Genomic DNA, 23,764 nt, shown 5'->3' with positions numbered 1-23,764 from the left:
ACCATGGGCCGGCGTCTGCGCTCACCATCATACCGCCTGCTGGCGGTGGGTGGGCGCCGTCGGCCATGGGGCGACTGCCGGCACTGGTATGCCCTCTGCCTCACCCTGCTGCTGAGCGCCTGCCAGCCCGCCCCCTACCGGCTCAACAACGACCATCAGAGCGCCAGCCAGAACGAGCGCATCGCCTTTCTGATCCTGCACTACACGGATGAAGACGATGAGCGTTCCCTGCGCCTGCTGACCGAGCCGGCCCATCAGGTGAGCGCCCACTACCTTATCCCGCGCGATACCCATGAGCGGCCGCTGCCGGTCTACCAGCTGGTGCCCGACAACCGGCGCGCCTGGCATGCCGGCCGCAGCCGCTGGCACCAGTATACGGGGCTCAATGCCAGCTCTCTTGGCATCGAGATCGTCAACCTCGGCTACCCGCCACAGGATGAGCTGCTGCCCGCCCACCAGCGACGCTGGCAGCCCTACACCCGGGCACAGATAGCCGCTCTCGGCGCCCTCACCCGCGAGCTGGTCGAGCGCTACCAGATCCCCCCCACCCAGGTGCTGGCCCACAGCGACGTCGCCCCCGAGCGCAAGCAGGATCCCGGTCCCCACTTCCCCTGGCGCGAGCTGGCCCTGCACTACGGGGTGGGCGCCTGGCCCGACGAAAGCCGGCTGGCCGAATTGCGCCAGCAGCCGGCACCGGCCTGGGATGCCCTCGGCTGGCAGCAACGACTGGCTCGCTACGGCTATGGCGTCGCCCCGAGCGGCCACTGGGACGAGCAGAGCCGCGCCGCCCTGCGCGCCTTCCAGCTCCACTTTCGGCCCGCCCTGATCAGCGGTGAACCGGATGCCGAGAGCCAGGCCATTCTCACTGCCCTGCTCGAGCGCTATTTCCCCGCGCAACGCTGAGCTTCGCCCCGACCACGAAAGAGGGACGCCGCGGCGTCCCTCTTTCGCATTCTCAGTCGAGTGCCGGCTCAGGCCTCCACCAGCAGCACCTCGATCCCGGCCTGACGCAGACCGGCCAAGGTCTCCGCCGCAATGGCGTCGTCGGTGATCAGGGTGTGGATGCGCCGGGTATCGATGATCTTGTGCAGGCTCAGCCGGCCAAACTTGCTGGAGTCGGTCACGACGATGATCCGCTCGGCCACGTGGCACATGCAGCGATTGAGCCTAGCCTCGTCTTCGTGATGGGTGCTGACGCCGCGTTCCAGATCGATGCCATCCACCCCGAGAAACAGCAGATCGAAGTGATAGTTCTGCAAGGAGAGATCCGCTTGGGCGCCGTAAAAGGAGAGCGACTTGCGGCGCAAGTGGCCCCCCGTCATCAGCAGCTCTACCCCTTCCGCCTCCAGCAGGGCGTTCGCCACGTTCATGCCGTTGGTCATCACCACTATTTCCTGGTGATCGCGCAGGTGGCGCGCCACCTCCAGGGTGGTGGTGCCCGAGTCCAGAATGAGGCGACAACCCGGCTGCACCAGGCTCGCCGCCATGGCGCCGATGCGCTGTTTGACCGGGGTGTTGAGCACGCTCTTGTCGGCGATGGTGCGCTCGGCCACCGGCTGGCCGGATTCACACAACAGGGCACCGCCATAGGCGCGCACCGCCACCCCCTGTTTCTCCAGAAATGCCAGATCGTTGCGGATGGTGACGGTGGAGACCTGATAGTGGCCAGCCAGCTCGTTGACCTGAACGCTGCCATTGCTGCGCAGCTGCTGAATGATGCGCTCCCGTCGCTCGCTGGTGCCGAGCACGCTCTTTTCGGTGATTTGCATAGTCTCTCTGCCGGAGTCCTGTGGTGAAAGTAGAGCTTTCACTTCGTTACGTTTCCCTATTAACACTCAGCCTCGATGGCAAATCAAGCTTTCATTGAATTGAGAAGTGCCGTCAGACTCCCTAAAACAGCCAGAAAGCTTTCGATTCATTTCTTTTTGTGATCTTGCTCAAGATGCGAACACGCTTTTGTTTCGTTTCGAACGCCATACGCCTAGGGTGAAGAAAGAAATCGAAAGAAACGCATCTTGTTCAGGCCAAGAGGAAGAGGGAAATGAAATCAATGCTGGATCTGGTCGCACAACACAAGCAGGGGGAGCAGGTCGGGATCTACGCCGTCTGCTCCGCCCATCCGCTGGTACTGGAGGCGGCCCTGCGACTGGCGGCGCAAGGAGACCAACTGCTGCTGGTCGAGGCCACCTCCAATCAGGTGGATCAATTTGGCGGCTACACCGGCATGACACCGGCCGATTTTCGCGACCTGCTGAACCGGCTCGCCGCCGAGTGCCGCTTTCCCGTGCAGCGGCTGGTACTGGGTGGGGATCACCTCGGCCCCAACCGCTGGCAGAGCGAGCCCGCCGCACAGGCCATGGCCCACGCCGAGGATCTCATCGCCAGCTATGTCGCGGCCGGCTTCAAGAAGATCCACCTCGACTGCAGCATGTCCTGCCAGGGGGATCCGGTGCCGCTGACCGACGAGCTGGTGGCGGCGCGTGCCGCCCGGCTGGCAAACGTGGCCGAGCAGACCGCCACAGAGCAGTTTGGCCACAGCGACCTGGTCTATGTGATTGGCACCGAAGTGCCGGTACCGGGCGGCGCCCACGAAGAGCTGGCCGAGCTGGCGGTCACCACGCCGGAGGCGGCGCGCCACACCCTGGCCGCCCACCAGCAGGCCTTCGAGCAGGCCGGACTGGCCCGGATCTGGCCGCGGGTGATCGGTCTGGTGGTGCAGCCCGGCGTGGAGTTCGACCACACCCACGTCATCGACTACCGTCCCGAGCGGGCCGCCCCCTTGAGCCGGATGATCGAGGCCTATCCCCATCTGGTGTTCGAGGCCCACTCCACCGATTACCAGACCCCGGACGCCTACCGCCAGCTGGTGCGCGATCACTTCGCCATCCTCAAGGTCGGCCCGGCCCTCACCTTTGCCCTGCGCGAGGCACTGTTTGCCCTCGCCGCCATCGAGGAAGAGCTGGTGGTGGCCAAGGCCTGCTCGGGCCTGCGCCAGGTGCTGGAAGAGACCATGCTGGATCGGCCTAACTTCTGGCGCAGCCACTATCAGGGCAGCCCCAACGAGTGCCGGCTGGCCCGTGGCTACAGCTACTCCGATCGCATTCGCTACTACTGGCCCGACAGCCGGGTCGACGACTGTTACGCCCGGTTGCTGGCCAACCTGGCCGCCGAACCCATTCCCCTGCCGCTGCTCAGCCAGCACCTGCCGCTGCAATACCGCAAGGTGCGCCAGGGCACGCTGTCGCCCCGGGTTCACGACCTCATTCTCGATCAGGTGCAGGAGGTGCTGCGCCAATACGCGGCAGCCTGCAGCACCGCCCCCGCCAGCCACTCCCGGCTGACCCCGGTTGTATAAGGAGTTGTAGAGATGATCCTTGGTTATCCAGAAGAGACGCTGCGGTCGGCCAACGGCCTGGCCACCGCCCGTGAAATTCGCCAACAACCCGCCACCTGGCGGGAGACCCTCACCATGGTGGAGGAGTGCCGCGCCACCATAGAGCGCTTCCTGCTGCCCCTGCTGTCACGGGGCAACCTGCGGGTGATCCTGACCGGAGCCGGCACCTCCGCCTTTGCCGGCCGCGCCCTCGCCCCCTATCTCAGTGCCCGCCTCAACGGCCGTTTCGAGGCGATCGCCACCACCGACATCGTCACCGATCCGGGCGAATACCTGGCACAGGACTGCCCGACCCTGCTCATCTCCTTCGCCCGCTCCGGCAACAGCCCGGAGAGCGTGGCAGCGGTGGAACTGGCCAGCCAGCTGCTGAGCGAGTGCCACCACCTGGTGCTGACCTGCAACGGCGAGGGGGAGCTCTATCGCCGCTGCCAGAAGGATGCCCGTTCCCTGGCGCTGCTGATGCCGCCCCAGACCCACGACCGCAGCTTTGCCATGACCAGCAGCCTGACCAGCATGATGCTGAGCTGTCTGGCGGTGTTCCTGCCGCGCCAGTTCAACCCGATCGCCAGCCAGCCGCTCATCGCGCTGGGGGACGCCATCCTGCCCCAGGCCGAGCTGAAGGTGCCCGAGTGGGATAAACCGCTGCCGGAGCGGGTCATCTACCTTGGCAGCGGCAGCCTGCAGGGGGTGGCCCAGGAGGCTGCCCTCAAGCTGCTGGAGCTCACCGCCGGCCAGGTGATGGCCATGCACGACTCCCCCACCGGCTTTCGCCACGGGCCCAAGTCGGCCATCAATCGGCAGACCCTGATCGTGCTGATGGTGTCCAACGATCCCTATACCCGCCAGTACGATCTGGATCTGCTCGGCGAGCTGCGCCAGGACGGCCATGCCGCCCGGGTGGTCGCCCTGGCCGACCGGCCGGATCCGCTCATCAGCGCCGGCGAGCACATCTATCTGCCCACCCCCCTCAACGGTGACGACGCCGAGCTGGCGCTCTGCTACCTGCTCTATGCCCAGTACTACGCCTTCCACACCGCGCTGGTGCTGGGCATCACCCCGGACAACCCCTGCCCGAGCGGGCGGGTCAACCGGGTCGTGCAGGGGGTCAACATCTATCCGTTCAACCAGCAAGGAGGCGTCTGATGCCGAACATAGTGCTGAGCCGTATCGACGAGCGCCTGATCCACGGTCAGGTCGGCGTGCAATGGGTCGGCTTCGCCGGCGCCAATCTGGTGCTGGTGGCCAATGACGAAGTCGCAGAGGACCCCATCCAGCAGAACCTGATGGAGATGGTGCTGGCGGAAGGCATCGCAGTGCGCTTCTGGCCGCTGCAGAAGGTGATCGACAACATCGGCAAGGCCGCCGATCGCCAGAAGATCCTGCTGGTGTGCAAGAGTCCGGCGGACTTTCGCACCCTGGTGGAGGGCGGGGTGCCCATCCCCCGCATCAACGTCGGCAACATGCACTACGCCGACGGCAAGCGTCAGATCCACAAGACGGTATCGGTGGACGAGTCGGACATAGCGGCGTTTCGCGCCCTGCAGGACGCCCACGTCGCCTGCTTTGTCCAGGGGGTGCCGACCGAACCGGCACAGGACATTTTCAACCTCATCTGATTAAGGACAATTGTGATGGAAATCAGTTTGTTGCAAGGGCTCTTGCTGGGCATGCTGGCGTTCTTCGCCGGGCTTGACCTGTTCAACGGCCTGACCCACTTCCACCGGCCCGTGGTACTGGGCCCGCTGGTGGGCCTGATCCTCGGCGACCTGCCCACCGGCATTCTGGTGGGCGGCACCCTGGAGCTGGTCTGGATGGGGCTGGCCCCGCTGGCGGGGGCGCAGCCGCCCAACGTCATCATCGGCACCATAGTCGGTGCCACCTTCGCCATCACCACCGGGGTCAAGCCGGATGTGGCGGTCGGGGTCGCGGTACCGTTCGCGGTGGCGGTCCAGATGGGGATCACCTTCCTCTTCTCGGTGATGTCAGGGGTCATGTCCCGCTGCGACCGGATGGCGGAACAGGGGGATGTGCGCGGCATCGAGCGGGTCAACTACCTGGCGCTGCTGGCGCTCGGCTCCTTCTACTTCCTGTGCGCCTTCCTGCCCACCTACTTCGGGGCCGAACACGCCAAGAGCGCCATCGACGTGCTGCCCGCCCGTCTCATCGACGGCCTCGGCGTCGCCGGCGGCATCATGCCCGCCATCGGCTTCGCCGTGCTGCTCAAGATCATGATGAAGAACGTCTACATCCCCTACTTCATCCTCGGTTTCGTTGCCGCCGCCTGGCTCAAGCTGCCGGTGCTGGCCATCGCCGCGGCCGCCCTGGCCATGGCCCTGATCGATTTCATGCGCAAGGACCCGGCGCCACAAGCCCGCCCCATCCAGGAGGAAACTGAAGATGGCATCTAACAACACCGCCACCCGGCTGACCCAGGCGGCCGAGCCGCAACCGACCCGCACCGTCTCCGACGACGTCTACGAAGATCAGCAACTGGGAGCCGAGCTGACCCGCCAGGACATCAACCGCTTCGCCTGGCGCTCCCTGCTGCTGCAGGCCTCCTTCAACTACGAGCGGATGCAGGCCTCCGGCTGGCTCTACGGACTGCTGCCAGCCCTGCAAAAGATCCACACCAATCCCAAGGATCTCTCCCGGGCGATGAAGGGCCACATGGGCTTCTTCAACACCCACCCCTTCCTGGTCACCTTCGTGATGGGGATAGTGCTGGCGATGGAGCGCTCCAAGCAGAACGTCAACAGCATCCAGAGCACCAAGATCGCGGTCGGTGCCCCGCTCGGCGGGATCGGCGATGCCATGTTCTGGCTCACCCTGCTGCCCATCTGCGGCGGCATCGGCGCCGACCTGGCCCTGCAGGGTTCCATCATGGGGGCTGTGGTCTTCTTCCTGCTGTTCAACCTGGTGCACTTCGGCCTGCGCTTCGGGCTGGCGCACTACGCCTATCGCATGGGGGTGGCCGCCATTCCGCTCATCAAGGCCAACACCCGCAAGGTGGGCCATGCCGCCTCCATCGTCGGCATGACGGTGATCGGCGCCCTGGTCGCCACCTATGTGCGGCTCGGCACCACCCTGGAGATCACCGCCGGCGATGCGGTGGTGAAGCTGCAGACGGACGTGCTCGACAAACTGATGCCCGCCTTCCTGCCGCTGCTCTACACCCTGGCCATGTATGGGCTGATCCGCCGCGGCTGGAGCCCGCAGCGCCTCATCGTCATCACGGTCGTACTCGGCATCGTCGGCAAGTTTGCAGGCTTCCTCTAATCCGGTGCCGGCACCAGGCCGGCCCTTTGCTGTAAAGGAACAGATTATGTTGGGCATCATCATTTGCGGACACGGCGGCTTCGCCAGCGGCATGGAACAGGCCATGTTGCAGATCCTCGGCGAGCAGGAGGCGGTGGTCGCCATCGACTTTCCCGAGTCCTCCACCACGGCCCTGCTGCAGGATCAGTGCGAAACAGCCCTGACTCAGGTTGAACGAGGGGATGGCGTAGTCTTTCTGACCGACCTGCTGGGGGGAACCCCGTTTCGGGTCGCCTCCACCCTGGCGCTGCGCCAGCCCGAGCGGGAGGTGGTCACCGGCACCAATCTGCAGCTGCTGCTGGAGATGGTGATGGAGCGCGGCGAGCTGACCCCGTCCCAGTTTCGTGAACAGGCGCTGTGCTGTGGCCATCGCGGCCTCACCAGCCTGGTGGACGAGCTGGCGCGCGAGCGGGCCGAGACGCTGGCCGAGGAGGGGATCTAGATGGCAGAGCGGATCCGCGCCCGCCGTCTGCTGACCGAGCAGGGCTGGCTGACACACCAGGTACTGACCCATGAAGGGGGCGTCATCACCGCCATCGACCCCATCCCGGCCGACGACCCGGTGCGGGAGGTCGAGCTGCTGGTGCCCACCCTCATCGATGGCCATGTCCACGGCGGGGCCGGCGTCGACGTGATGGACGAGGCGGCCGACGCCCTGGCCCGCCTCTCCCTTGCCAAGGCGGCAGAGGGGGTGGGCGCCTTCCTCGCCACCACGGTCACAGCCCCGCTGCCCGCCATCCTCAGCACCCTCGGTCGCATCGCCGATGCCATGGCGAGCCCCCAGCCGGGCGCGCAACTGCTCGGCAGCTATCTGGAGGGGCCCTACTTCACCCCGGACAACAAGGGTGCCCATGACCCGGCCCTGTTCCGGGAGCTGGATCTGGCGGAGCTCGACCGGCTGCAACAGGTGGCGCGAGGCACCCTGAAGGTGGTCGCCCTCGCCCCCGAGAAAACCGGGGCGCTGGCCGCCATCCGTCATCTCAAGCAGGCCGGCATCCGGGTGATGCTGGGCCACTCCGCCGCCGACCACGACACTACCATGGCGGCGCTGGCGGCGGGGGCCTCCGGGCTGGTGCACTGCTTCAACGGCATGCGCGGCCTGCACCACAGAGAACCCGGCATGGTCGGCGCCGGCCTGGTGCATCCCGATGCCTGGCTGGAGCTCATCGCCGACGGCCACCACGTCCATCCGAGCGTGCTCAGACTCTGTCACTGCTGCGCCAGGGATCGCCTGCTGCTCATCACGGATGCCATGCGCGCCGCCGGCATGCCGGACGGTCACTACCTGCTCGGCGACTACCGGGTGGAGATGAAGGACGGGGTGGTGCGCACCGACACCGGCGGCCTGGCGGGCAGCACCCTCACCCTGCTCGGCGCCGTGCGCAACATGGTGCAGCTGGCCGGCGTGCCCCTGGAGGAGGCCATCCGTATGGCTTCGCTGGCACCGGCCCGGATGCTGGGGATGGAACATCGCCTCGGCTCGCTGGCCGTCGGCAAGCAGGCCAACCTGCTCGCCCTGACCGCGGAGCTCAATCAACAACATATCTGGGTGGCCGGCCGGGAGATCCTCCCCGCCCCTGCCCCGCTCTCTTTCCCTGAAGCTGGTGCCCGCCAGGGTGCCAAGGAGTCCTCATGTATCTGATCTCGTCCCACGAAATGCTTAAAGATGCCCAGCGCCGCGGCTATGCGGTGCCCGCCTTCAACATCCACAACCTGGAGACCGTCGAGGTGGTGGCCCGCACTGCCGCCAAACTGAGCTCCCCGGTGATCCTGGCCGCCACGCCGGGTACCTACCGCCACGCCGGGGTCGAGTACCTGGTCTCCATCTGCACTTCGGCCGCCCATCAGTACCGCATCCCGCTGGTACTGCATCTGGACCACCACGAGGATGAGCAGGATATCCACTACAAGGTCGAGGCCGGCATCCACTCCGCCATGATCGATGCCTCCCACCTGCCGTTCGAGGAGAACGTCGCCAAGGTGCAGCGGGTCGTCACCTTCTGCCACCGCATGGGGGCGAGCGTGGAGGCCGAACTGGGCCAGCTAGGCGGCCAGGAGGATGACCTCATAGTGGACGCCGCCAACGCCCATCTGACCGACCCTGACAAGGCGGCCGAGTTCGTGGCGCGCACCGGCATCGACTCCCTGGCCGTCGCCATCGGCACAGCCCACGGCCTCTACAAGGAGGAGCCGCGCCTGGACTTCGAGCGCCTCGCTGCCATCCGGGCCAGGGTAGCTGTGCCGCTGGTGCTGCACGGCGCCTCCGGCATTCCCGACCGGGACGTGCGCCGCTGCATCGAGCTCGGGGTGTGCAAGGTCAACGTGGCCACCGAACTCAAGATCGCCTTCTCCGACGCCATGAAAGCGTTCCTGGCCTCCCACCCCGACGCCAGCGACCCGCGCCAGTATCTGGTGCCCGCCATGGCCGCCATGGAGGAGGTGGTCGCCGCCAAGATCCGCATGTGCATGAGCGACGGCAAGCTCTGAACATCGCAGAAGGCAGTGCAAGTCTGACCGCCACCGACCTTTCCATCATGCTTGGTCACAACAAAAAGGGACGCCGTGGCGTCCCTTTTCTCTTCGTGCCGCGGGGCCCAGCCCCTGCCGATAGATCAGATCCCCTGACGGGCTTCCTGCATCAGCAAGCGCATGTCGCTGACCGCCTTGGCCAGGCCATCGAAGGCGGCGCGGCCGATGATGGCGTGGCCGATGTTGAGCTCATAGAGCTCGGGGATAGCGGCGATGGCCTTGACGTTGTGGTAGTGCAGGCCGTGGCCGGCATTGACCTTCAAGCCCTTGCCAGCGGCATAGGAGGCACCGGCGGCGATGCGCTTGAACTCGGCGTTGCGTTCGGCATCCGTGGTGACATCGGCGTAGCGACCGGTGTGGATCTCGATGAAGGGGGCACCGCTCGCGGCGGCCGCATCGATCTGGATAGGGTCGGCATCGATGAAGAGCGACACCTGGGCACCGACGGCGGCCAGACGGGTCACCGCATCGGTCACCTTGTCCAGCTGGCCGGCCACGTCCAGGCCCCCCTCTGTGGTCACCTCGGTGCGCTTCTCCGGCACCAGACAGACGAAGTGAGGCTTGATACGGCAGGCGATGCCGATCATCTCCTCGGTCACGGCCATCTCCAGGTTCATTCTGGTCTGGATGGTCTGGCGCAGGATCTCCACGTCACGGTCGGTGATATGGCGGCGATCTTCCCGCAGGTGCACGGTAATGCCATCGGCACCGGCCTGCTCGGCCACGAAGGCGGCCTGTACCGGATCCGGATACTGGGTGCCCCGGGCATTGCGCAGAGTGGCGATGTGATCGATGTTCACACCCAGATAGATTTCGCTCATTGACGACTCCTTGAAGCTCTTCACTGTTAACTGTGCAGCTGGCGCCTTAGCGTCAGCGCCGATATCCATATGTCACGTGTGTGGCAGCTCGTAAGTTCGATTAGCGCAGCGTAATCGGACCTAGGTAACATTCTTGCCGTGTTGGGTAACGCCGCAGGGCGGTTAACCCAAGCTATTACGGCGTTTTAAAAACAGCTCCCGGCTCTTCAACTGACGCCGTCCCAGATAGGGTTGCAGCGCCAGCCGGCTGAAACGCTTGGCCGCCTGCAACAGGGGGGGAGTATCGAAGCGCCCCTCGGCAAAGGCCAGCAGGTGGGCGCCGAGAAACAGGGTACGGGGATCCGGCGCCCGCTCGCAAGCGACAAAGCCCAACTCCCGCTCGAAGCCGTAGAGCAGGGTTGGCTCAATTGGCGACTCGTCATCCGCCGTGTACTCGAAGTCCACCGCATAACCCAGCGCCTGCAACAGCAGGAACTCGAAGCGGCGTAGCGGCAGTTCCGGGGTCTCGCCATCGGCCAGCGCCATGATGGCGCGGGCATAGGCATCGAACACCTCGGGGAAGGGGGTGTGCGCCTCCAGCAGGTAGTAGACCAGCTCGTTGAGATAGAGGCCATAGAAGAGGCGATCGCCACCGAGGCGCAGGGAGTGATCCGGGCACTCGACCTGGGTGAGATTCTTGAGATCCCCCTTGCCACGCCAGGCGATGGTGAGCAGGGTAAAGGGTTGCAACAGCCCCTTCAGAGGCGAGCGTGGCCCGCGAGAACCGCGAGCCACCAGGGTAAAACGGCCACTATCCTGGGTGAAAACCTCGACCAGCTGGCTGGTCTCCCGATAGGGCCGACTGTGGATGACGAAAGCCGGGGTCAGCAATCAGTCGTCGCCATAGCCGAGACTGCGCAGGGCGCGCTCGTCGTCGGCCCAGCCGGACTTGACCTTGACCCACAGCTCGAGGTGCACCTTGTTCTGGAACAGCCGTTCCATGTCGATGCGGGCCTCGGTGCCGATGGTCTTGATCTTCTCGCCCTTGTTGCCGATGACCATCTTCTTCTGGCCTTCGCGCTCCACCAGGATCAGGCCGTGGATGTGGTAGAGACCGTTCTCTTCCACCTTGAAGCGCTCGATCTCCACCGTCACCGAGTAGGGCAGCTCCTCACCGGTGAAGCGCATCAGCTTCTCGCGGATGATCTCGGAGGCCATGAAGCGGGAGGAGCGGTCGGTCACGTAATCTTCCGGGAAGAAGTGGACGTTTTCCGGCAGCAGGTCCTTGGCCCACTCGCGGATCTTCTCCACGTTGGTGCCCTTCTCGGCACTGATGGGCAGGATATGGGAAAAGTTCATCTGCTGGCCCAGCCACTCCAGGTGCGGCAGCAGATCCTCTTTCTCTTTGACGTTGTCGATCTTGTTGACCGCCAGCACCACGGGACACTTGAGGTTGCGCAGTTTGCCCAGCACCATCTCGTCGTCCTTGGTCCAGTGGGTGCCGTCGACCACGAACACCACCATGGCCACGTCCCCCAGCGAACTGGTGGCGGCGCGGTTCATCAGGCGGTTGATGGCCCGTTTCTCTTCAATGTGCAGACCAGGGGTATCCACGTAGATGGTTTGATAGTTCTCCTCGGTGTCGATCCCCAGGATCCGGTGACGGGTAGTCTGGGGCTTCTTCGAGGTGATGCTGACCTTCTGGCCAAGCAGCTTGTTGAGCAGGGTGGACTTGCCCACGTTGGGGCGGCCCACGATGGCGACAAAGCCGCAATAAGTGCTATCTGTCATGACAGTTTTTCCAATGCTTGCTGCGCCGCGGCCTGTTCGGCCTTGCGACGGCTGGTGCCGACCCCGACCAGCGGACCATCCAGGCCTTCCACGTCACACTGGACGGTGAACTCCTGGTTGTGGGCTTCGCCCTTGACGTTGGTCACGGTATAGGTCGGCAGGGATTTGCGGCTTCCCTGCAGAATTTCTTGCAGACGGGTCTTGGGATCCTTCTGCTCTATGCCCGGCTTGATCTCGTCCAGGCGACTGGCATACCAGCCCAGCAGCAGGGTCCGTACCGTCTCAAGATTGGTATCCAGATAGACGGCGCCGATCACCGCCTCGACCGTGTCGGCCAGAATGGATTCACGGCGAAAACCGCCGCTTTTCAGCTCGCCCGGCCCCAGGATCAGGTGATCCCCGAGGTCGAACTCCCGGCCCAGTTCGGCCAGGGTCTTCTCGCGTACCAGGGTGGCGCGCATCCGGCTGAGATCCCCTTCCGCCGCCTGCGGGAAGCGGTGGAACAGATCGTCGGCAATCACCAGACTCAAAATGGAGTCACCCAGAAATTCCAGTCGCTCGTTGTGACGGGAGCCGGCGCTGCGGTGAGTCAGCGCCCGGGTCAGCAGTTCTTGATCCTGAAAGACATGCCCGAGACGGGACTGCAGTCTGTTCATCTTGATATTCATTTACTTGATTCCGCCAATGCGGTTGAAGCGCACCCCTGTCGGTACCCAGCTCGGCAGCAGGGAGCCTTCTTCGCGCTCGAATTCAAAACTTATCCAGATAGCGACCGCCTTGCCCACCAGGTTCTGCTCGGGCACGAAGCCCCAGAAGCGGCTGTCGGTACTGTTGTCACGGTTGTCACCCATGACGAAGTACTGACCTTCCGGTACGACCCACTCATCGGGGTAGGTGCCGGGCTGGCGGTAGTAACGGCCGACCATATCGGGCATCAGCGGGTTGCGCAGGGTCTCGTGAGACACCTCGCCCAGCTGCTCGGTATAGCGGTCAAGCGGGATCCCCATCTGGGTAAATTCACCCCTTTGTTCAAACTTGACGTCGAGCTTCTGGAAGCCCGGGCACGTTTTCCCTTCCTGCTCCTCGCACTTGGGCCGGATCATCAGCTCCTTGTTGCGATAGATGACCCGATCCCCCGGCATGCCGACTACGCGCTTGATGTAGTCCACCCGGGTATCCAGCGGATACTTGAACACCACCACATCGCCGCGCTTGGGTTCACCAGTCTCGAGGAACTTGGTGTTGGTCACCGGATCCTTGAGGCCGTAGGCAAACTTCTCCACTAGGATGAAATCGCCCACCAGCAGGGTGGGCATCATGGAACCAGACGGGATCTGGAACGGTTCGAAGATGAAGGAGCGCAGGATCAGTACGAGGGTGATGACCGGGAAGACCCCGGCGGTCTGTTCGATCCAGACCGGCACGGGGGCCACCTTGGCCAGGGTTTTCTCGTCCAGATGGGCGCCGCCGTGGGCACGGGCCACGGCAATCTTGGCGGCTCGCTGCTTGGACCAGATCATCTTGTCCAGACACCAGATAACACCGGTGATCGCGCAGACCACCACCAGGATCAGGGAAAACGTGCTTGCCATCTATTAATCCTTTCCGACGTGGAGAATTGCGAGGAAGGCTTCCTGCGGCACGTCGACACGGCCCAGAGACTTCATCCGTTTCTTGCCTTCTTTCTGCTTGTTCAGCAGCTTCTTCTTACGACTCACGTCACCACCATAACACTTGGCGGTCACGTCCTTGCGCAGGGCCTTGACGGTGCTGCGAGCGATGATCTGGTTGCCGATGGCAGCCTGGATGGCGATGTCGAACATCTGGCGCGGGATCAGCTCGCGCATCTTCTCCACCACCTGGCGACCGCGATACTGGGCGTTCTCCTTGTGAGTGATGATGGCCAGGGCGTCGACCCGCTCACCGTTGATCATGATATCCAGACGGACCATGTCGGAGGTTTCGAAACGCTTGAAGCCATAGTCCAGCGAGGCATAACCGCGGCTGGTGGACTTGAGGCGGTCGAAGAAATCGAGCACCACTTCCGCCATCGGGATCTCGTAGGTCAGTGCCACCTGCTTGCCGTGGTAGACCATGTTGGTCTGCACGCCACGCTTCTCGATACAGAGGGTGATCACGTTGCCCATGTACTCCTGCGGCAACAGGATGTGACACTCGGCGATCGGCTCACGCATCTCCTTGATGCTGGTGATGGCGGGCATCTGGGCCGGGCTGTCGATGTGGATGGTGGTACCGTCGGTCTGCTCGATCTGGTAGACCACGGTCGGCGCAGTAGTGATCAGATCCAGATCGTACTCACGCTCCAGCCGCTCCTGGATGATCTCCATGTGCAGCATGCCGAGGAAGCCGCAACGGAAGCCGAAGCCCAGCGCAGTGGAGCTCTCCGGCTCGTAGAACAGGGAGGCGTCGTTGAGCGACAGCTTCTCCAGTGCATCGCGGAAGGACTCGTAGTCATCGCTGGAGATGGGGAACAGACCGGCATAAACCTGCGGCTTCACCTTCTTGAAGCCGGCCAGCGCCTTCTCGGCACCGTGTTTGGCCAGGGTCAGGGTATCGCCCACCGGCGCGCCGTGGATGTCCTTGATGCCGCAGACGACCCAACCTACCTCGCCGCAGCCCAGACCGTCGGTATCCACCTGCTTGGGTGTGAAGATACCGATGCGATCGACGCCCCAGGTCTGGCCGGTGCTCATCACCTTGATCTTGTCGTTCTTCTTGAGCGAACCGTTCTTGATCCGCACCAGAGAGACGACGCCCAGATAGGAGTCAAACCAGGAGTCGATGATCAGCGCCTGCAGCGGGGCATCCGGATCCCCTTCCGGAGACGGGATCTTGGCCACTATCTCTTCCAGCACCAGATCGACGCCGAGGCCGGTCTTGGCTGAGCAGCGCACCGCGTCGACTGCGTCGATGCCGACGATGTCCTCGATCTCTTCGGCAACCCGCTCTGGCTCGGCGGCCGGCAGGTCGATCTTGTTCAGCACCGGCACCACTTCCAGGTCCATTTCCATGGCGGTGTAGCAGTTGGCCAGAGTCTGTGCCTCAACCCCCTGGCCGGCATCCACCACCAGCAGTGCCCCTTCACAGGCCGCCAACGAGCGGGAGACCTCGTAGGAGAAGTCCACGTGGCCCGGGGTGTCGATAAAGTTCAGCTGGTAGGTGTTACCGTCTTGTGCCTGGTAGTTCAGGGTCACACTCTGTGCTTTGATGGTAATGCCGCGCTCGCGCTCCAGTTCCATGGAGTCAAGCACCTGAGCCTGCATCTCGCGGTCGGACAGGCCGCCACAAGTCTGGATCAGACGGTCCGACAGGGTCGATTTACCGTGGTCGATGTGCGCAATAATCGAAAAGTTACGAATGTGTTTCATCGAGCAAGAATCACTCAAAATTAGGTTAGGGCCGGATATGGAGGCAGGATTTTACTGGATAACCCGGTCGACGGCCAATCTTTAGTCGACGAAGCACCAGAAATAGCGGCCTGCACGGTCAGGAGAGGTGGCGGGTGGGCAGGACCACACCCAGCATGCGGGGACCATAGGCCCCCTGATCGAGCCGGTTGGAAAAGTAACGAACCAGTGAAAAACCGACGAGGCCCCCCAGCAGGCAGCAGAGGATGGTTACCCCCTCCCCCGCAGAGAGCAGGGGTGCCAGCCAGAGTTGCCCCAGCAGGGCCCCCGCCAGCAGACAGAACAGTGGCAGCACATAAACCAGCGCGGCCCCCTGCAGGATGCTCACCTGGGGAATGCCGAGCCTCACCTGCTGGCCGACGCTCACCTCGGCGGTGAGCGCCACCCGCAGTCGCTGCGCTTTCAATGGAAACGCCTTGGCCACCGTGCCGGTACCGCAGTTGGACTGTTGATGACAACCGCTGCAGGCGGAGCGCCGTTCGCACTCCACCCAGGCATGTTGTCCATCAATGGCCACCACGGTCGCCAGCTCTTCGCTCATTCCACTCACAAGACGGTTCCACAATAACGAAAGATAGATTGACCCAATCTGAACACGACTGTCGGCCTTGGGCAAGCAGCCGCGTCTGACGGCTTACTGTACGGCCTCGTTGCGGGCCAGCGGCTGCACCGATTCGGCAATCCGCTTGGCGGTGTCGGCCGGCACTTCCCCGACCACGGTTATCTCGACCCCCACGTCATTGACGAAGCTCACCAGCGAGGTGGCGCCCTGGCGGATCAGCTGCTGGCGCACCGCCTGCTTGGGATCGACCCGGGCCACATAGACCGAGAGATCCACCAGTCCGTCGGAGAGCATCATGTAATCCACCGGCAAACTGGTAGTCACCAGCTGGTGGCGATCCCGGGAGAGCACCTTGAAGCCTTCAGGCAGCCAGGTGAGGTGCCAGTTCAGCTGCTGCTGCGGCGCCGGATAGGCATCTTCCAGCGCCAGCGCCTGGGGCAGCTTGCTGCTGGCCAGCTTCACCAGCCAGGGGGCCGGCGCAGGGAGCCGATCCAGATCCACCCCCAACACCTGCTCCACCAGGTTGCCTTCCCGATCCACCATGTCCACCCGCAGCAACAGGCTGCTCTGCTCGTCAATCCAGAGCACGAAACCGTACTTGTCGGCCTCCTTGGGCACCAGCCTTACCACCTGTGCCACCAGCCCGGCAGCCCGGCTGCGGCCGGCCAGCACAGGATCATAACTCTCCAGCACCCGCGGCAACGGCATTCTCACCAGGGTGACCCACACGCCGGGGAAACGCGCCCCCTTGAGGGTGTAGGGTTCATGGGTATTTTCAAAAAAGGTGTACTCGTCCTGGCGCTGCAGGTACTCGATGGTCTTGCCATCGAGGTAGCTGAGGTGAGCCACCTCCTTGCCATCGATCACGCCGTGGCTGAAGCGGATAGGCTCGAGTCGCCCCTGCCGGGCCTTGACCATGGACAATTCGAAATTCTGTTGCGAGACGGCACTCTGCATCTGCTGCAACAAGGCCTCGGCCGACTTGTCGTCGGCCGAGGCCTTGGCACTGATCAACAGGAGAGAGGCCAGCAAAATACGGCTGGACTGGCGCACGTTCTGATCCCTAATCCGTTATTCCTGAATCTGCTTGTCTTGCAGCAGACGCTGTTGCAACTGGTGGTCGCGCAGGAAAGCGTTGATGCGCTCGCGCTGCTCCTGCATCTGCTGTTCGCTCAACCCCTGCTGACGCTGGGTCGCACGATTGCCGTCCTGCGGATAGTGCACGCTCACCGGCGAGGCACTGCCACCAACGGGGATAGTGTTGAGTACCGGGTTGGTCGGCACACCGTCCTGCCCCTGATACTGCTGCACCCCGAAGATGACAGCGGCAGCGACCGAGGCGGCGATGGCGTATTGCCCTACCTGCTGGCCGGCGCGGCGCAGGAACGGCACTATGGTGGCGGTCTTGGCGGTACCCGGCTGCGGTGCGGCAGGTTTGCTCTCCACCGGCTTGGGCGCCAGTATGGTAGGCTCATCTTCCAGCGCAGCCATGATGCTGTCGCTCAGATCCAGTTGCAGATTGACCGGCAGGTCCCCCCGCATGGCATCACCAATCAGGTGGTAACGAGACCAGGTCTCTTGCAGAGCCGGATCCGTTCCCAGCTCGTTCAGAACCTCAACATCGCTCAAGTCACCGTCCATCAGGGCCGAGAGTTGCTCTTTATTTGCCATAAGTTAACCTGTCTTTCCCCAGTTAATTCTCGATCAGAGGTTGCAGCTTTTTATCGATTGCTTCCCTCGCCCGGAAGATGCGGGATCTCACCGTACCCACCGGACAATCCATGATTTCGGCAATCTCTTCGTAGCTCAGCCCTTCCAGTTCTCGAAGGGTGATAGCTGTCCTCAAGTCTTCCGGCAAAGCTTCTATGGCAGAAAACACGGTGCGCTTGATCTCGTCGGTCAGCGTCAGGTTTTCCGGGGTGGCCACCTCTTGCAAGGCTTCGCCACCGCCATAGTATTCTGCCTCTTCTGCCTCTACGTCACTGCTGGGCGGCCTGCGCCCCTGAGAGGTCAGATAATTCTTGGCCGTGTTCACGGCAATCCGGTACAACCAGGTGTAAAAGGCGCTCTCGCCACGGAATGTCGGCAGCGCGCGGTAAGCCTTGATGAAAGCCTCCTGCGCCACATCCGGTACATCGCCCGGATTGTTGACATACCTAGCCACCAGGTTGACCACCTTGTGCTGGTATTTTTTTACCAACAGGTTGAATGCATTTTTATCGCCACGCTGGACCCGTTCAACCAGCTGTTCGTCCAGTAGATTCTGGTCGCTCATCAGAGCCGTAAAACCCCCATCAGGTTATCGTTTTTCTTTTCCGGCCCTTCCTAAGCGCACAAGTTCAGACAGGAGGAATCAGGGAAAGTTCGCTTGCATTGAAAAAAATGTGACGCAGGCTGCATCACCACCCTCGCTTGGGCTACCATGGTGCCAGTTCTTAATCCAGGCCAATGATACTTATGAAAGCAAGTGTTGAATACCTTTGCGACGTACTGATCATTGGCAGCGGTGCCGCCGGTTTGTCTCTCGCGTTGCGATTGGCAGACCAGGCCAAAGTCCTGGTTCTGAGCAAGGGGCCCATCAGTGAAGGGGCCACTTTCTATGCGCAAGGAGGCATCGCTGCCGTGTTCGACGAGACCGACAGCATCGAATCCCACGTGAGCGACACGCTCAACGCCGGGGCCGGGTTGTGTGACCCGGCCGTGGTGGAGTTCACCGCCCGCAACGCCCGCGACTCCATCCAGTGGCTGATCCAGCAGGGAGTCCCCTTCGATCAGGAGGAGGACGCCGAAGGGGAGTCCCACTATCACCTGACCCGCGAAGGGGGCCACAGCCATCGCCGCATCTTCCACGCGGCCGATGCCACCGGCAAGGCGGTGCAGCTCACCCTGATCGACCAGGTGCGGGCTCACCCCAACATCCAGCTGATGGAGCGCTTCAACGCGGTCGATCTCATCACCACCCGCAAGCTGGGTCTGCCGGGCAACCGGGTACTGGGCGCCTATGTCTGGAACCGCAACGCCGAGCAGGTCGAGGTGATCCGCGCCCGTTTCGTGGCGCTGGCCACCGGTGGCGCCTCCAAGGTGTACCAGTACACCTCCAACCCGGACGTCAGCTCCGGTGACGGCATCGCCATGGCGTGGCGCGCCGGCTGCCGGGTGGCGAACCTGGAGTTCAACCAGTTCCACCCCACCAGCCTGTTCCACCCCGATGACCCCAACTTCCTGCTGACCGAAGCCCTGCGCGGCGAGGGGGCCTATCTGCGCCGCCCCGACGGCAGCCGCTTCATGCCCGACTTCGACGAGCGGGCCGAGCTGGCACCGCGAGACATAGTCGCCCGCGCTATCGACCACGAGATGAAGCGGCTCGGCGCCGACTGCATGTATCTGGACATCAGCCACAAGCCGGCCGATTTCATCATCAAGCACTTCCCGACCATCCATGAGCGCTGCCTCGCGGTCGGCATCGACATCACCAAGGAGGCGATGCCCATCGTCCCTGCCGCCCACTACACCTGCGGTGGCGTGATGATCGACAACAACGGCCAGACCGACATTCCTGGCCTCTACGCCATCGGCGAGGTGACCTACACCGGGCTGCACGGCGCCAACCGGATGGCCTCCAACTCCTTGCTCGAATGCGTGGTCTATGCCCATCAGGCGGGGGCCGACATCCTGGCCAAGCTGCCGATGAGCGTGGAGCCGCCCCGTCTGCCGGTGTGGGACGAGAGCAAGGTGGAAGATTCGGATGAGCTGGTGGTGATCCAGCACAACTGGCACGAGCTGCGGCTGATGATGTGGGACTACGTGGGGATAGTGCGTACCAACAAACGTCTGGCCCGTGCCAAGCGCCGCATCGACCTGCTCAAGCAGGAGGTGCAGGAGTACTACGCCAACTTCCGGGTCTCCAACAACCTGCTGGAGCTGCGCAACCTGCTGCAGGTGGCCGAGCTCATCGTCAACTGCGCCCTGCAGCGCAAGGAGTCGCGCGGCCTGCACTACAACCTGGACTACCCGGACATACAGCCGGACTCCAAGCCGACCGTGCTGACACCAGAGCGGGATTGATCTTTTTGCTCAGCAATAAGCCTGAAGGTCCCGAGGCCTGCACTGCTGCAACCCGGACTACCCGGACATGCAGCCGGACTCCAAGCCGACCGTGCTGACGCCGGAGCGGGACTAACCTCTGCCGCAAGCAACAAGTAGTAACACCAAGATGACCTCGCTCCGGCGGGGTCATCTGTTTTATGGGGAAGAGAGGCTAGCGGGTCTGCTGGGAGAAGTGGATGGCGCGAGCCAGCGTGCGGTAGTGGGCCGGTGCCAGCGCATCGCTGAACAGCCAGAGCCGGCTGGCGGGACGCTCCAACGCTACCAGCTGCAGCCAGAGCACGCCAGGCCAGATGCGGCTGCCCGCCCCCAGCTGATAGCGGTTGCCCTGCCAGCTGAGCCACTGCCCGTCCCACTCCAGCACACCGGTCATCCGGCTCGTGTCGAGCCAGGCACGCCACAACCCCAAACCCCAGCAGGGCAGCAACAGTGCCCACTGCCAGCCGTGGATCAGGGCGGCCAGCGGCCACAGGATCAGCAGAAACAGCGACAACAGCAGCAGACGCTGCTGTCTGGAGACGGTGACGGGCATCGACACCCGTACGGATGGATCAACGCTGGCGATCGTGACGGGCCTGATTGCGTTCCAGGATCAGCGGGATCATGGCGGCGAAGGCGGGGTCTTCCGGCACGCCGTGGCCCATGCTCCAGCGGAACAGCTCCGGATCCTCGCACTCCAGCAGGCGGATGAAGGTCTGCTGATCGGCCTCGCTCAAGCCATCGAACTCGTGCTCAAAGAAGGGCATAAAGATCACATCCAGCTCGAGCATGCCACGGCGGCAGGCCCACTTCAGGCGGGATTTTTCAATTGGGCTCAACATGGAACTCTCCTTACAAAGACCCGGCGATGGTACCAGCTGGATTTTCCGGCTGACAAACATTCCTTACGTCTTTACCATGCAGGTCACATACTTTCTGTCTCTGGAATGCCATCGTGAGCCTGCCAATCCTTCCTGCCGAGCCAACCCTGTTCCCTCTGACCGATCTGGCCATCACCAGCCTGAGCGGCCCGGATCGCGCCAAATACCTGCAGGGTCAGGTCACCTGTGACGTCAACGCCCTGCAACCGGGCCAGCACACCCTGGGCGGTCACTGCGATCCCAAGGGCAAGCTGTGGAGCGATTTTCGCCTGCTCTGCCTGAGCGATCGCCTGCTGATGCTGACCAAGCCGTCGGTGCTGGCTCGCCAGCTGCCCGAGCTCAAGAAGTTCGCGATCTTTGCCAAGGTCGAGATCAGCGAAAATCACGGCCAGGCGGTCGGCGTGGCCGGTCAGGGAGCCGATGGCTGGATCGCGGGGCAATACGACCTGCAGCAGAGCGGCCTCATCGAGGGTGGCATGGCGGTGCGGATCGAAGCCGATCGCTGGCTGCTGGTCAGCGAACAGCCGCTGGCGCTGGCCCTGCCCAGCGGCCCCGAGTCGCTCTGGTGGGGACTGGAGATCAAGGCCGGCATCCCCCATCTGGAGGCGGTTCATCAGGGTGAGTACATTCCCCAGATGCTCAACCTGCAGGCGCTCGATGGCATCAGCTTCACCAAGGGCTGCTACATGGGGCAGGAGACGGTGGCCCGCGCCAAGTATCGCGGCGCCAACAACCGCGCCCTGTTCGTGCTGAGCGGCACTGCCACTACCCCGGTTACCAGCGGCGACACCCTGGAGATCCAGCTCGGTGACAACTGGCGCCGCAGCGGCATGGTGCTCAACGCCTGGCAGCAGGATGGCGAGCTGTGGCTCACCGCCGTGCTGCCCAAGGACACCGAGGCCGACGCCCGTTTCCGGCTCAAGCAGGAAGAAGGCTCAAGCCTGACCCTGCAGCCCCTCCCCTATCAGCTGACCGAGTAAACGAAGCAAAGCGTCCTGCTAGCGCACCCGCGCCAGCAGAGCCTCCTTCAGCCAGCGCCCCGCCTGCCCGAGCGGGCGGGCGCGATGCCACTGCAGCTCCAGCGCCAGCTCGGGCTGGGTGATGAAGTCCGGCTTGAGCACCACCACCTCGCCCCGAGCCAGCGGCCGGTGCAGCAGAAAATCGGGCACTGCCGCCCACCCCAGCCCCAGTTTCACCAGCTCCAGGATCCCGAGATCCCCCTCTACCCACCACACCTGCGCCGACAGGCGAAAGCGATGGCGCTCCGTCCCCTCCCGTCGCCCTGTCACCAGCAGCTGGCGAGCCCCCTGCAGATCGCTCTCCCGCAGCGGCGCCTTGTGGGCCAGCGGATGTTCGGGGGAGACCACCAGTGGCATGGCGACGCCTCCCAGCGAGCGGGCCACGATCTCCTGCTGCGGGTGCTCCTTCTGATAGCTGATGCCGAGCTGGGCGCGGCCGCTGATCAGCATCTCGGTGAGATCCTCCATCAGCGGAAACAGCAGCTCCAGCTCAACCGTCGGGTAGTGGGTGGCGAACTCCTCCAACACGGCGCCGAGCCAGGGCAGATGGGAGTCATCATCGATGGCCAGGGTCAGGCGCGACTCGACGCCGCTGGCCAGCTCGCCGGCGATGGCCTGCAAGCGGGCGCTCTGGGCCAGCAAGATGCCTGCCTCCTGGCTGATGCGCACGCCCGCCTCGGTCAGCACCGGATAGCGGCCGCTGCGATCGAACAGCTCCAGCCCCAGATCTATCTCCAGATTGGCGATGGCGGTACTGACTACCGACTGCGCCTTGCCCAGCTGGCGCGCGGCCGCCGAGAAGGAGCCTGCCTGCGCGGCGGCCAGCAATACCCTGAGTTGTTCCAGCGATGGGTTCATCGTCCTGCTCCTGCAAATGCGGTCATCCATCTATTTTAGCGATGGATACCAACGTGAAACTATCAACAAATAGGGATAGATTGCCAACCAGTCAGTCAACATAGCTGTTTAAAGAGAGGAATTTATGCGTACCCGCAATGACCGTATCCGCCACGCCATCGGCTTTGAAGTGATAGGTCTGCTCATCGCAGCCCCCCTGGCCAGCTGGATCACAGGCATCGAGCTCAGCCACATGGGGCCGCTGGCCGTCCTGTTCTCGGTACTGGCCACCGTCTGGAACTATGTCTACAATATCGGCTTCGACAAGCTGCTGCTCAAGTACCAGGGTCACCCGCACAAGACCTTGTGGCAGCGCGTGGTCCATGCGTTCGGCTTTGAAGGGGGCTTCATGGCGCTCACCCTGCCGGTCATCGCCTGGTGGCTGGATCTCGCCCTGCTGGCGGCGCTGGCGCTCAACATCGGCTTCGTGACCTTCTATCTGGTCTACGCCTTCGTCTACAACTGGAGTTACGACAAGGTGTACCCGATCCCGGGTCAGTGGCAGCAGAACGCACTGGGTTGAACGACGGCAAAAAACGGTGGGAAAAACGAGGCACCATCATGCAAGAGGCATGATGGTGCTGGGGGAGGACAAGCCCGGCGGGCCTGCCGCGGCCTTCAGGCTTGTGCCTTCAGCTCTTCGGTCTGGGCCTCTGCCTCGGCCTCCTGGGTCAGCATGGCCTCAAGGTCGCTCTGGTACTGGGTCAGCAGACGCTGGGCCGCCACCATGTCACCCTTGTGCAGGCGCTCGAACAGATGGTGTTGCACCACACCGTTGAGATACTCCACCGTGACCGGTTGCTCCAGGGTCTCCAGCAACTCCTCTTTTTCCAGCTCGGCATTGATTTCATCGGCACTGGTACGCAGCAGACCGGCCAGTTGCACCAACATACGGCGCTCACCTTCGCGCAACAGGCTCAACATGCGGTTTCTCTGCTGCTCATTCTGTTGGGTCATACATTTCCTTACGTCGAATGGGAACAAGCCCGCTCATTCTGCCTTGTCGCTCTGACAGCGTCTATCTCATGCCCCCCACTTATTTTCATGTCGCAGCCGCAAAGTGCG

27 protein-coding genes are annotated in these 23,764 nt (G+C 63.4%); 12 read left to right on the top strand and 15 right to left on the bottom strand.

Features of this window, described 5'->3' with window-relative positions; all coding sequences use genetic code 11:
- The first annotated feature begins 3 nt into the window (after positions 1 to 3).
- Entirely contained in the window at positions 4 to 903 is a 900-nt protein-coding gene (locus BN1143_RS14730) for an N-acetylmuramoyl-L-alanine amidase (protein WP_042051148.1), read from the top strand.
- Positions 904 to 971: 68 nt separating this feature from the next.
- Here BN1143_RS14730 and BN1143_RS14725 read toward each other — a convergent pair whose 3' ends face one another.
- The gene (locus BN1143_RS14725) at positions 972 to 1,769 is read right to left on the bottom strand and encodes a DeoR family transcriptional regulator (protein ID WP_005309410.1); all 798 of its coding nucleotides are present in this window, start codon (positions 1,767 to 1,769) and stop codon (positions 972 to 974) included.
- 272 nt (positions 1,770 to 2,041) lie between these two features.
- On the opposite strand from BN1143_RS14725, the gene kbaZ reads away from it, so the two are divergent.
- The 8 genes from kbaZ to BN1143_RS14685 are packed head-to-tail and all read left to right on the top strand — an operon-like array spanning position 2,042 to position 9,196.
- Positions 2,042 to 3,355, top strand: a complete 1,314-nt coding sequence (kbaZ, locus tag BN1143_RS14720; protein WP_042051146.1) for a tagatose-bisphosphate aldolase subunit KbaZ — start codon at positions 2,042 to 2,044, stop codon at positions 3,353 to 3,355.
- A 12-nt stretch (positions 3,356 to 3,367) separates the two neighbouring features.
- Positions 3,368 to 4,537, top strand: coding sequence for an SIS domain-containing protein (locus tag BN1143_RS14715; protein ID WP_039214650.1), 1,170 nt, complete (start codon positions 3,368 to 3,370; stop codon positions 4,535 to 4,537).
- Positions 4,537 to 5,010, top strand: a complete 474-nt coding sequence (gene agaV / locus BN1143_RS14710) for a PTS N-acetylgalactosamine transporter subunit IIB (protein WP_005309404.1) — start codon at positions 4,537 to 4,539, stop codon at positions 5,008 to 5,010. Before BN1143_RS14715 ends, agaV begins: the two co-directional genes overlap by 1 nt.
- A 15-nt stretch (positions 5,011 to 5,025) precedes the next feature.
- Positions 5,026 to 5,802, top strand: a complete 777-nt coding sequence (agaW, locus tag BN1143_RS14705; RefSeq protein ID WP_042051145.1) for a PTS N-acetylgalactosamine transporter subunit IIC — start codon at positions 5,026 to 5,028, stop codon at positions 5,800 to 5,802.
- A complete protein-coding gene (gene agaE / locus BN1143_RS14700) occupies positions 5,792 to 6,670 on the top strand; it encodes a PTS N-acetylgalactosamine transporter subunit IID (RefSeq protein ID WP_082038568.1) in 879 nt (292 codons plus the stop codon). Before agaW ends, agaE begins: the two co-directional genes overlap by 11 nt.
- A gap of 46 nt (positions 6,671 to 6,716) precedes the next feature.
- Positions 6,717 to 7,151 (top strand): PTS galactosamine/N-acetylgalactosamine transporter subunit IIA, encoded by a 435-nt coding sequence (gene agaF / locus BN1143_RS14695; RefSeq protein WP_042051144.1) that lies wholly within the window; start codon positions 6,717 to 6,719, stop codon positions 7,149 to 7,151.
- Positions 7,152 to 8,351: an N-acetylglucosamine-6-phosphate deacetylase gene (gene nagA, locus BN1143_RS14690; protein ID WP_042051143.1), complete on the top strand. Its 1,200-nt coding sequence runs from the start codon at positions 7,152 to 7,154 to the stop codon at positions 8,349 to 8,351.
- The gene (locus tag BN1143_RS14685) at positions 8,342 to 9,196 is read left to right on the top strand and encodes a tagatose bisphosphate family class II aldolase (RefSeq protein ID WP_042051142.1); all 855 of its coding nucleotides are present in this window, start codon (positions 8,342 to 8,344) and stop codon (positions 9,194 to 9,196) included. The genes nagA and BN1143_RS14685 overlap by 10 nt, the downstream gene beginning before the upstream one ends.
- A 125-nt stretch (positions 9,197 to 9,321) precedes the next feature.
- Here BN1143_RS14685 and pdxJ read toward each other — a convergent pair whose 3' ends face one another.
- The 10 genes from pdxJ to rpoE form a co-directional block, all read right to left on the bottom strand.
- Positions 9,322 to 10,059 carry a pyridoxine 5'-phosphate synthase gene (gene pdxJ, locus BN1143_RS14680; RefSeq protein WP_042051141.1) on the bottom strand — a complete coding sequence of 246 codons (738 nt, stop codon included), beginning with the start codon at positions 10,057 to 10,059 and terminating at the stop codon, positions 9,322 to 9,324.
- A gap of 162 nt (positions 10,060 to 10,221) precedes the next feature.
- Positions 10,222 to 10,929 carry a DNA repair protein RecO gene (gene recO, locus BN1143_RS14675; RefSeq protein ID WP_010635031.1) on the bottom strand — a complete coding sequence of 236 codons (708 nt, stop codon included), beginning with the start codon at positions 10,927 to 10,929 and terminating at the stop codon, positions 10,222 to 10,224.
- The gene (gene era / locus BN1143_RS14670) at positions 10,930 to 11,829 is read right to left on the bottom strand and encodes a GTPase Era (RefSeq protein ID WP_005309385.1); all 900 of its coding nucleotides are present in this window, start codon (positions 11,827 to 11,829) and stop codon (positions 10,930 to 10,932) included. It lies immediately after the preceding gene.
- Entirely contained in the window at positions 11,826 to 12,497 is a 672-nt protein-coding gene (rnc, locus tag BN1143_RS14665; RefSeq protein ID WP_011704749.1) for a ribonuclease III, read from the bottom strand. The genes era and rnc overlap by 4 nt, the downstream gene beginning before the upstream one ends.
- Complete coding sequence (gene lepB / locus BN1143_RS14660; RefSeq protein ID WP_005309381.1) at positions 12,498 to 13,421, bottom strand: signal peptidase I; 924 nt, start codon at positions 13,419 to 13,421, stop codon at positions 12,498 to 12,500.
- A 3-nt stretch (positions 13,422 to 13,424) separates the two neighbouring features.
- Positions 13,425 to 15,218, bottom strand: coding sequence for a translation elongation factor 4 (lepA, locus tag BN1143_RS14655; protein ID WP_005309379.1), 1,794 nt, complete (start codon positions 15,216 to 15,218; stop codon positions 13,425 to 13,427).
- A 118-nt stretch (positions 15,219 to 15,336) separates the two neighbouring features.
- Complete coding sequence (locus tag BN1143_RS14650) at positions 15,337 to 15,798, bottom strand: SoxR reducing system RseC family protein (RefSeq protein WP_042051140.1); 462 nt, start codon at positions 15,796 to 15,798, stop codon at positions 15,337 to 15,339.
- A 93-nt stretch (positions 15,799 to 15,891) separates the two neighbouring features.
- Positions 15,892 to 16,872, bottom strand: coding sequence for a MucB/RseB C-terminal domain-containing protein (locus BN1143_RS14645; protein ID WP_042051139.1), 981 nt, complete (start codon positions 16,870 to 16,872; stop codon positions 15,892 to 15,894).
- Positions 16,873 to 16,890: 18 nt separating this feature from the next.
- Positions 16,891 to 17,490 (bottom strand): RseA family anti-sigma factor, encoded by a 600-nt coding sequence (locus BN1143_RS14640; protein WP_041203163.1) that lies wholly within the window; start codon positions 17,488 to 17,490, stop codon positions 16,891 to 16,893.
- 22 nt (positions 17,491 to 17,512) lie between these two features.
- The gene (rpoE, locus tag BN1143_RS14635) at positions 17,513 to 18,094 is read right to left on the bottom strand and encodes an RNA polymerase sigma factor RpoE (protein ID WP_005309371.1); all 582 of its coding nucleotides are present in this window, start codon (positions 18,092 to 18,094) and stop codon (positions 17,513 to 17,515) included.
- Positions 18,095 to 18,276: 182 nt separating this feature from the next.
- On the opposite strand from rpoE, the gene nadB reads away from it, so the two are divergent.
- On the top strand, positions 18,277 to 19,884 hold the full coding sequence (nadB, locus tag BN1143_RS14630) for an L-aspartate oxidase (RefSeq protein WP_042051138.1): 1,608 nt from the start codon (positions 18,277 to 18,279) through the stop codon (positions 19,882 to 19,884).
- A gap of 193 nt (positions 19,885 to 20,077) precedes the next feature.
- Here nadB and BN1143_RS14625 read toward each other — a convergent pair whose 3' ends face one another.
- Both BN1143_RS14625 and BN1143_RS14620 read right to left on the bottom strand, forming a co-directional pair.
- Complete coding sequence (locus BN1143_RS14625; protein WP_042051137.1) at positions 20,078 to 20,455, bottom strand: protein YgfX; 378 nt, start codon at positions 20,453 to 20,455, stop codon at positions 20,078 to 20,080.
- A gap of 19 nt (positions 20,456 to 20,474) precedes the next feature.
- Positions 20,475 to 20,744, bottom strand: coding sequence for an FAD assembly factor SdhE (locus BN1143_RS14620; protein WP_005309363.1), 270 nt, complete (start codon positions 20,742 to 20,744; stop codon positions 20,475 to 20,477).
- Between the two features lie 113 nt (positions 20,745 to 20,857).
- Here BN1143_RS14620 and ygfZ point away from each other — a divergent pair, with 113 nt between their 5' ends.
- Positions 20,858 to 21,763 (top strand): tRNA-modifying protein YgfZ, encoded by a 906-nt coding sequence (gene ygfZ / locus BN1143_RS14615; RefSeq protein WP_042051136.1) that lies wholly within the window; start codon positions 20,858 to 20,860, stop codon positions 21,761 to 21,763.
- Between the two features lie 18 nt (positions 21,764 to 21,781).
- Here ygfZ and BN1143_RS14610 read toward each other — a convergent pair whose 3' ends face one another.
- Entirely contained in the window at positions 21,782 to 22,660 is an 879-nt protein-coding gene (locus BN1143_RS14610) for a LysR family transcriptional regulator (RefSeq protein ID WP_010635038.1), read from the bottom strand.
- A gap of 124 nt (positions 22,661 to 22,784) precedes the next feature.
- Here BN1143_RS14610 and BN1143_RS14605 point away from each other — a divergent pair, with 124 nt between their 5' ends.
- On the top strand, positions 22,785 to 23,222 hold the full coding sequence (locus BN1143_RS14605; RefSeq protein ID WP_005309357.1) for a PACE efflux transporter: 438 nt from the start codon (positions 22,785 to 22,787) through the stop codon (positions 23,220 to 23,222).
- A gap of 95 nt (positions 23,223 to 23,317) precedes the next feature.
- Here the strand turns inward: BN1143_RS14605 and BN1143_RS14600 are convergent, their stop codons facing one another.
- On the bottom strand, positions 23,318 to 23,656 hold the full coding sequence (locus BN1143_RS14600) for a hypothetical protein (RefSeq protein ID WP_019839856.1): 339 nt from the start codon (positions 23,654 to 23,656) through the stop codon (positions 23,318 to 23,320).
- Between the last annotated feature and the right edge of the window lie 108 nt (positions 23,657 to 23,764).

Source organism: Aeromonas dhakensis (genome assembly GCF_000820305.1).
GTDB classification, from domain to species: domain Bacteria; phylum Pseudomonadota; class Gammaproteobacteria; order Enterobacterales; family Aeromonadaceae; genus Aeromonas; species Aeromonas dhakensis.
This window is presented reverse-complemented; position numbering and strand designations above follow the sequence as displayed.

What these genes read in the sequence shown, in the direction of transcription:
- BN1143_RS14730 (WP_042051148.1), top strand. Translation starts at nt 4, where the DNA reads ATGGGCCGGCGTCTGCGCTCACCATCATACCGCCTGCTGGCGGTGGGT.
- BN1143_RS14725 (WP_005309410.1), bottom strand. Translation starts at nt 1,769, where the DNA reads ATGCAAATCACCGAAAAGAGCGTGCTCGGCACCAGCGAGCGACGGGAG.
- kbaZ (WP_042051146.1), top strand. Translation starts at nt 2,042, where the DNA reads ATGAAATCAATGCTGGATCTGGTCGCACAACACAAGCAGGGGGAGCAG.
- BN1143_RS14715 (WP_039214650.1), top strand. Translation starts at nt 3,368, where the DNA reads ATGATCCTTGGTTATCCAGAAGAGACGCTGCGGTCGGCCAACGGCCTG.
- agaV (WP_005309404.1), top strand. Translation starts at nt 4,537, where the DNA reads ATGCCGAACATAGTGCTGAGCCGTATCGACGAGCGCCTGATCCACGGT.
- agaW (WP_042051145.1), top strand. Translation starts at nt 5,026, where the DNA reads ATGGAAATCAGTTTGTTGCAAGGGCTCTTGCTGGGCATGCTGGCGTTC.
- agaE (WP_082038568.1), top strand. Translation starts at nt 5,792, where the DNA reads ATGGCATCTAACAACACCGCCACCCGGCTGACCCAGGCGGCCGAGCCG.
- agaF (WP_042051144.1), top strand. Translation starts at nt 6,717, where the DNA reads ATGTTGGGCATCATCATTTGCGGACACGGCGGCTTCGCCAGCGGCATG.
- nagA (WP_042051143.1), top strand. Translation starts at nt 7,152, where the DNA reads ATGGCAGAGCGGATCCGCGCCCGCCGTCTGCTGACCGAGCAGGGCTGG.
- BN1143_RS14685 (WP_042051142.1), top strand. Translation starts at nt 8,342, where the DNA reads ATGTATCTGATCTCGTCCCACGAAATGCTTAAAGATGCCCAGCGCCGC.
- pdxJ (WP_042051141.1), bottom strand. Translation starts at nt 10,059, where the DNA reads ATGAGCGAAATCTATCTGGGTGTGAACATCGATCACATCGCCACTCTG.
- era (WP_005309385.1), bottom strand. Translation starts at nt 11,829, where the DNA reads ATGACAGATAGCACTTATTGCGGCTTTGTCGCCATCGTGGGCCGCCCC.
- rnc (WP_011704749.1), bottom strand. Translation starts at nt 12,497, where the DNA reads ATGAATATCAAGATGAACAGACTGCAGTCCCGTCTCGGGCATGTCTTT.
- lepB (WP_005309381.1), bottom strand. Translation starts at nt 13,421, where the DNA reads ATGGCAAGCACGTTTTCCCTGATCCTGGTGGTGGTCTGCGCGATCACC.
- lepA (WP_005309379.1), bottom strand. Translation starts at nt 15,218, where the DNA reads ATGAAACACATTCGTAACTTTTCGATTATTGCGCACATCGACCACGGT.
- BN1143_RS14650 (WP_042051140.1), bottom strand. Translation starts at nt 15,798, where the DNA reads ATGAGCGAAGAGCTGGCGACCGTGGTGGCCATTGATGGACAACATGCC.
- BN1143_RS14640 (WP_041203163.1), bottom strand. Translation starts at nt 17,490, where the DNA reads ATGGCAAATAAAGAGCAACTCTCGGCCCTGATGGACGGTGACTTGAGC.
- rpoE (WP_005309371.1), bottom strand. Translation starts at nt 18,094, where the DNA reads ATGAGCGACCAGAATCTACTGGACGAACAGCTGGTTGAACGGGTCCAG.
- nadB (WP_042051138.1), top strand. Translation starts at nt 18,277, where the DNA reads ATGAAAGCAAGTGTTGAATACCTTTGCGACGTACTGATCATTGGCAGC.
- BN1143_RS14625 (WP_042051137.1), bottom strand. Translation starts at nt 20,455, where the DNA reads ATGCCCGTCACCGTCTCCAGACAGCAGCGTCTGCTGCTGTTGTCGCTG.
- BN1143_RS14620 (WP_005309363.1), bottom strand. Translation starts at nt 20,744, where the DNA reads ATGTTGAGCCCAATTGAAAAATCCCGCCTGAAGTGGGCCTGCCGCCGT.
- BN1143_RS14610 (WP_010635038.1), bottom strand. Translation starts at nt 22,660, where the DNA reads ATGAACCCATCGCTGGAACAACTCAGGGTATTGCTGGCCGCCGCGCAG.
- BN1143_RS14605 (WP_005309357.1), top strand. Translation starts at nt 22,785, where the DNA reads ATGCGTACCCGCAATGACCGTATCCGCCACGCCATCGGCTTTGAAGTG.
- BN1143_RS14600 (WP_019839856.1), bottom strand. Translation starts at nt 23,656, where the DNA reads ATGACCCAACAGAATGAGCAGCAGAGAAACCGCATGTTGAGCCTGTTG.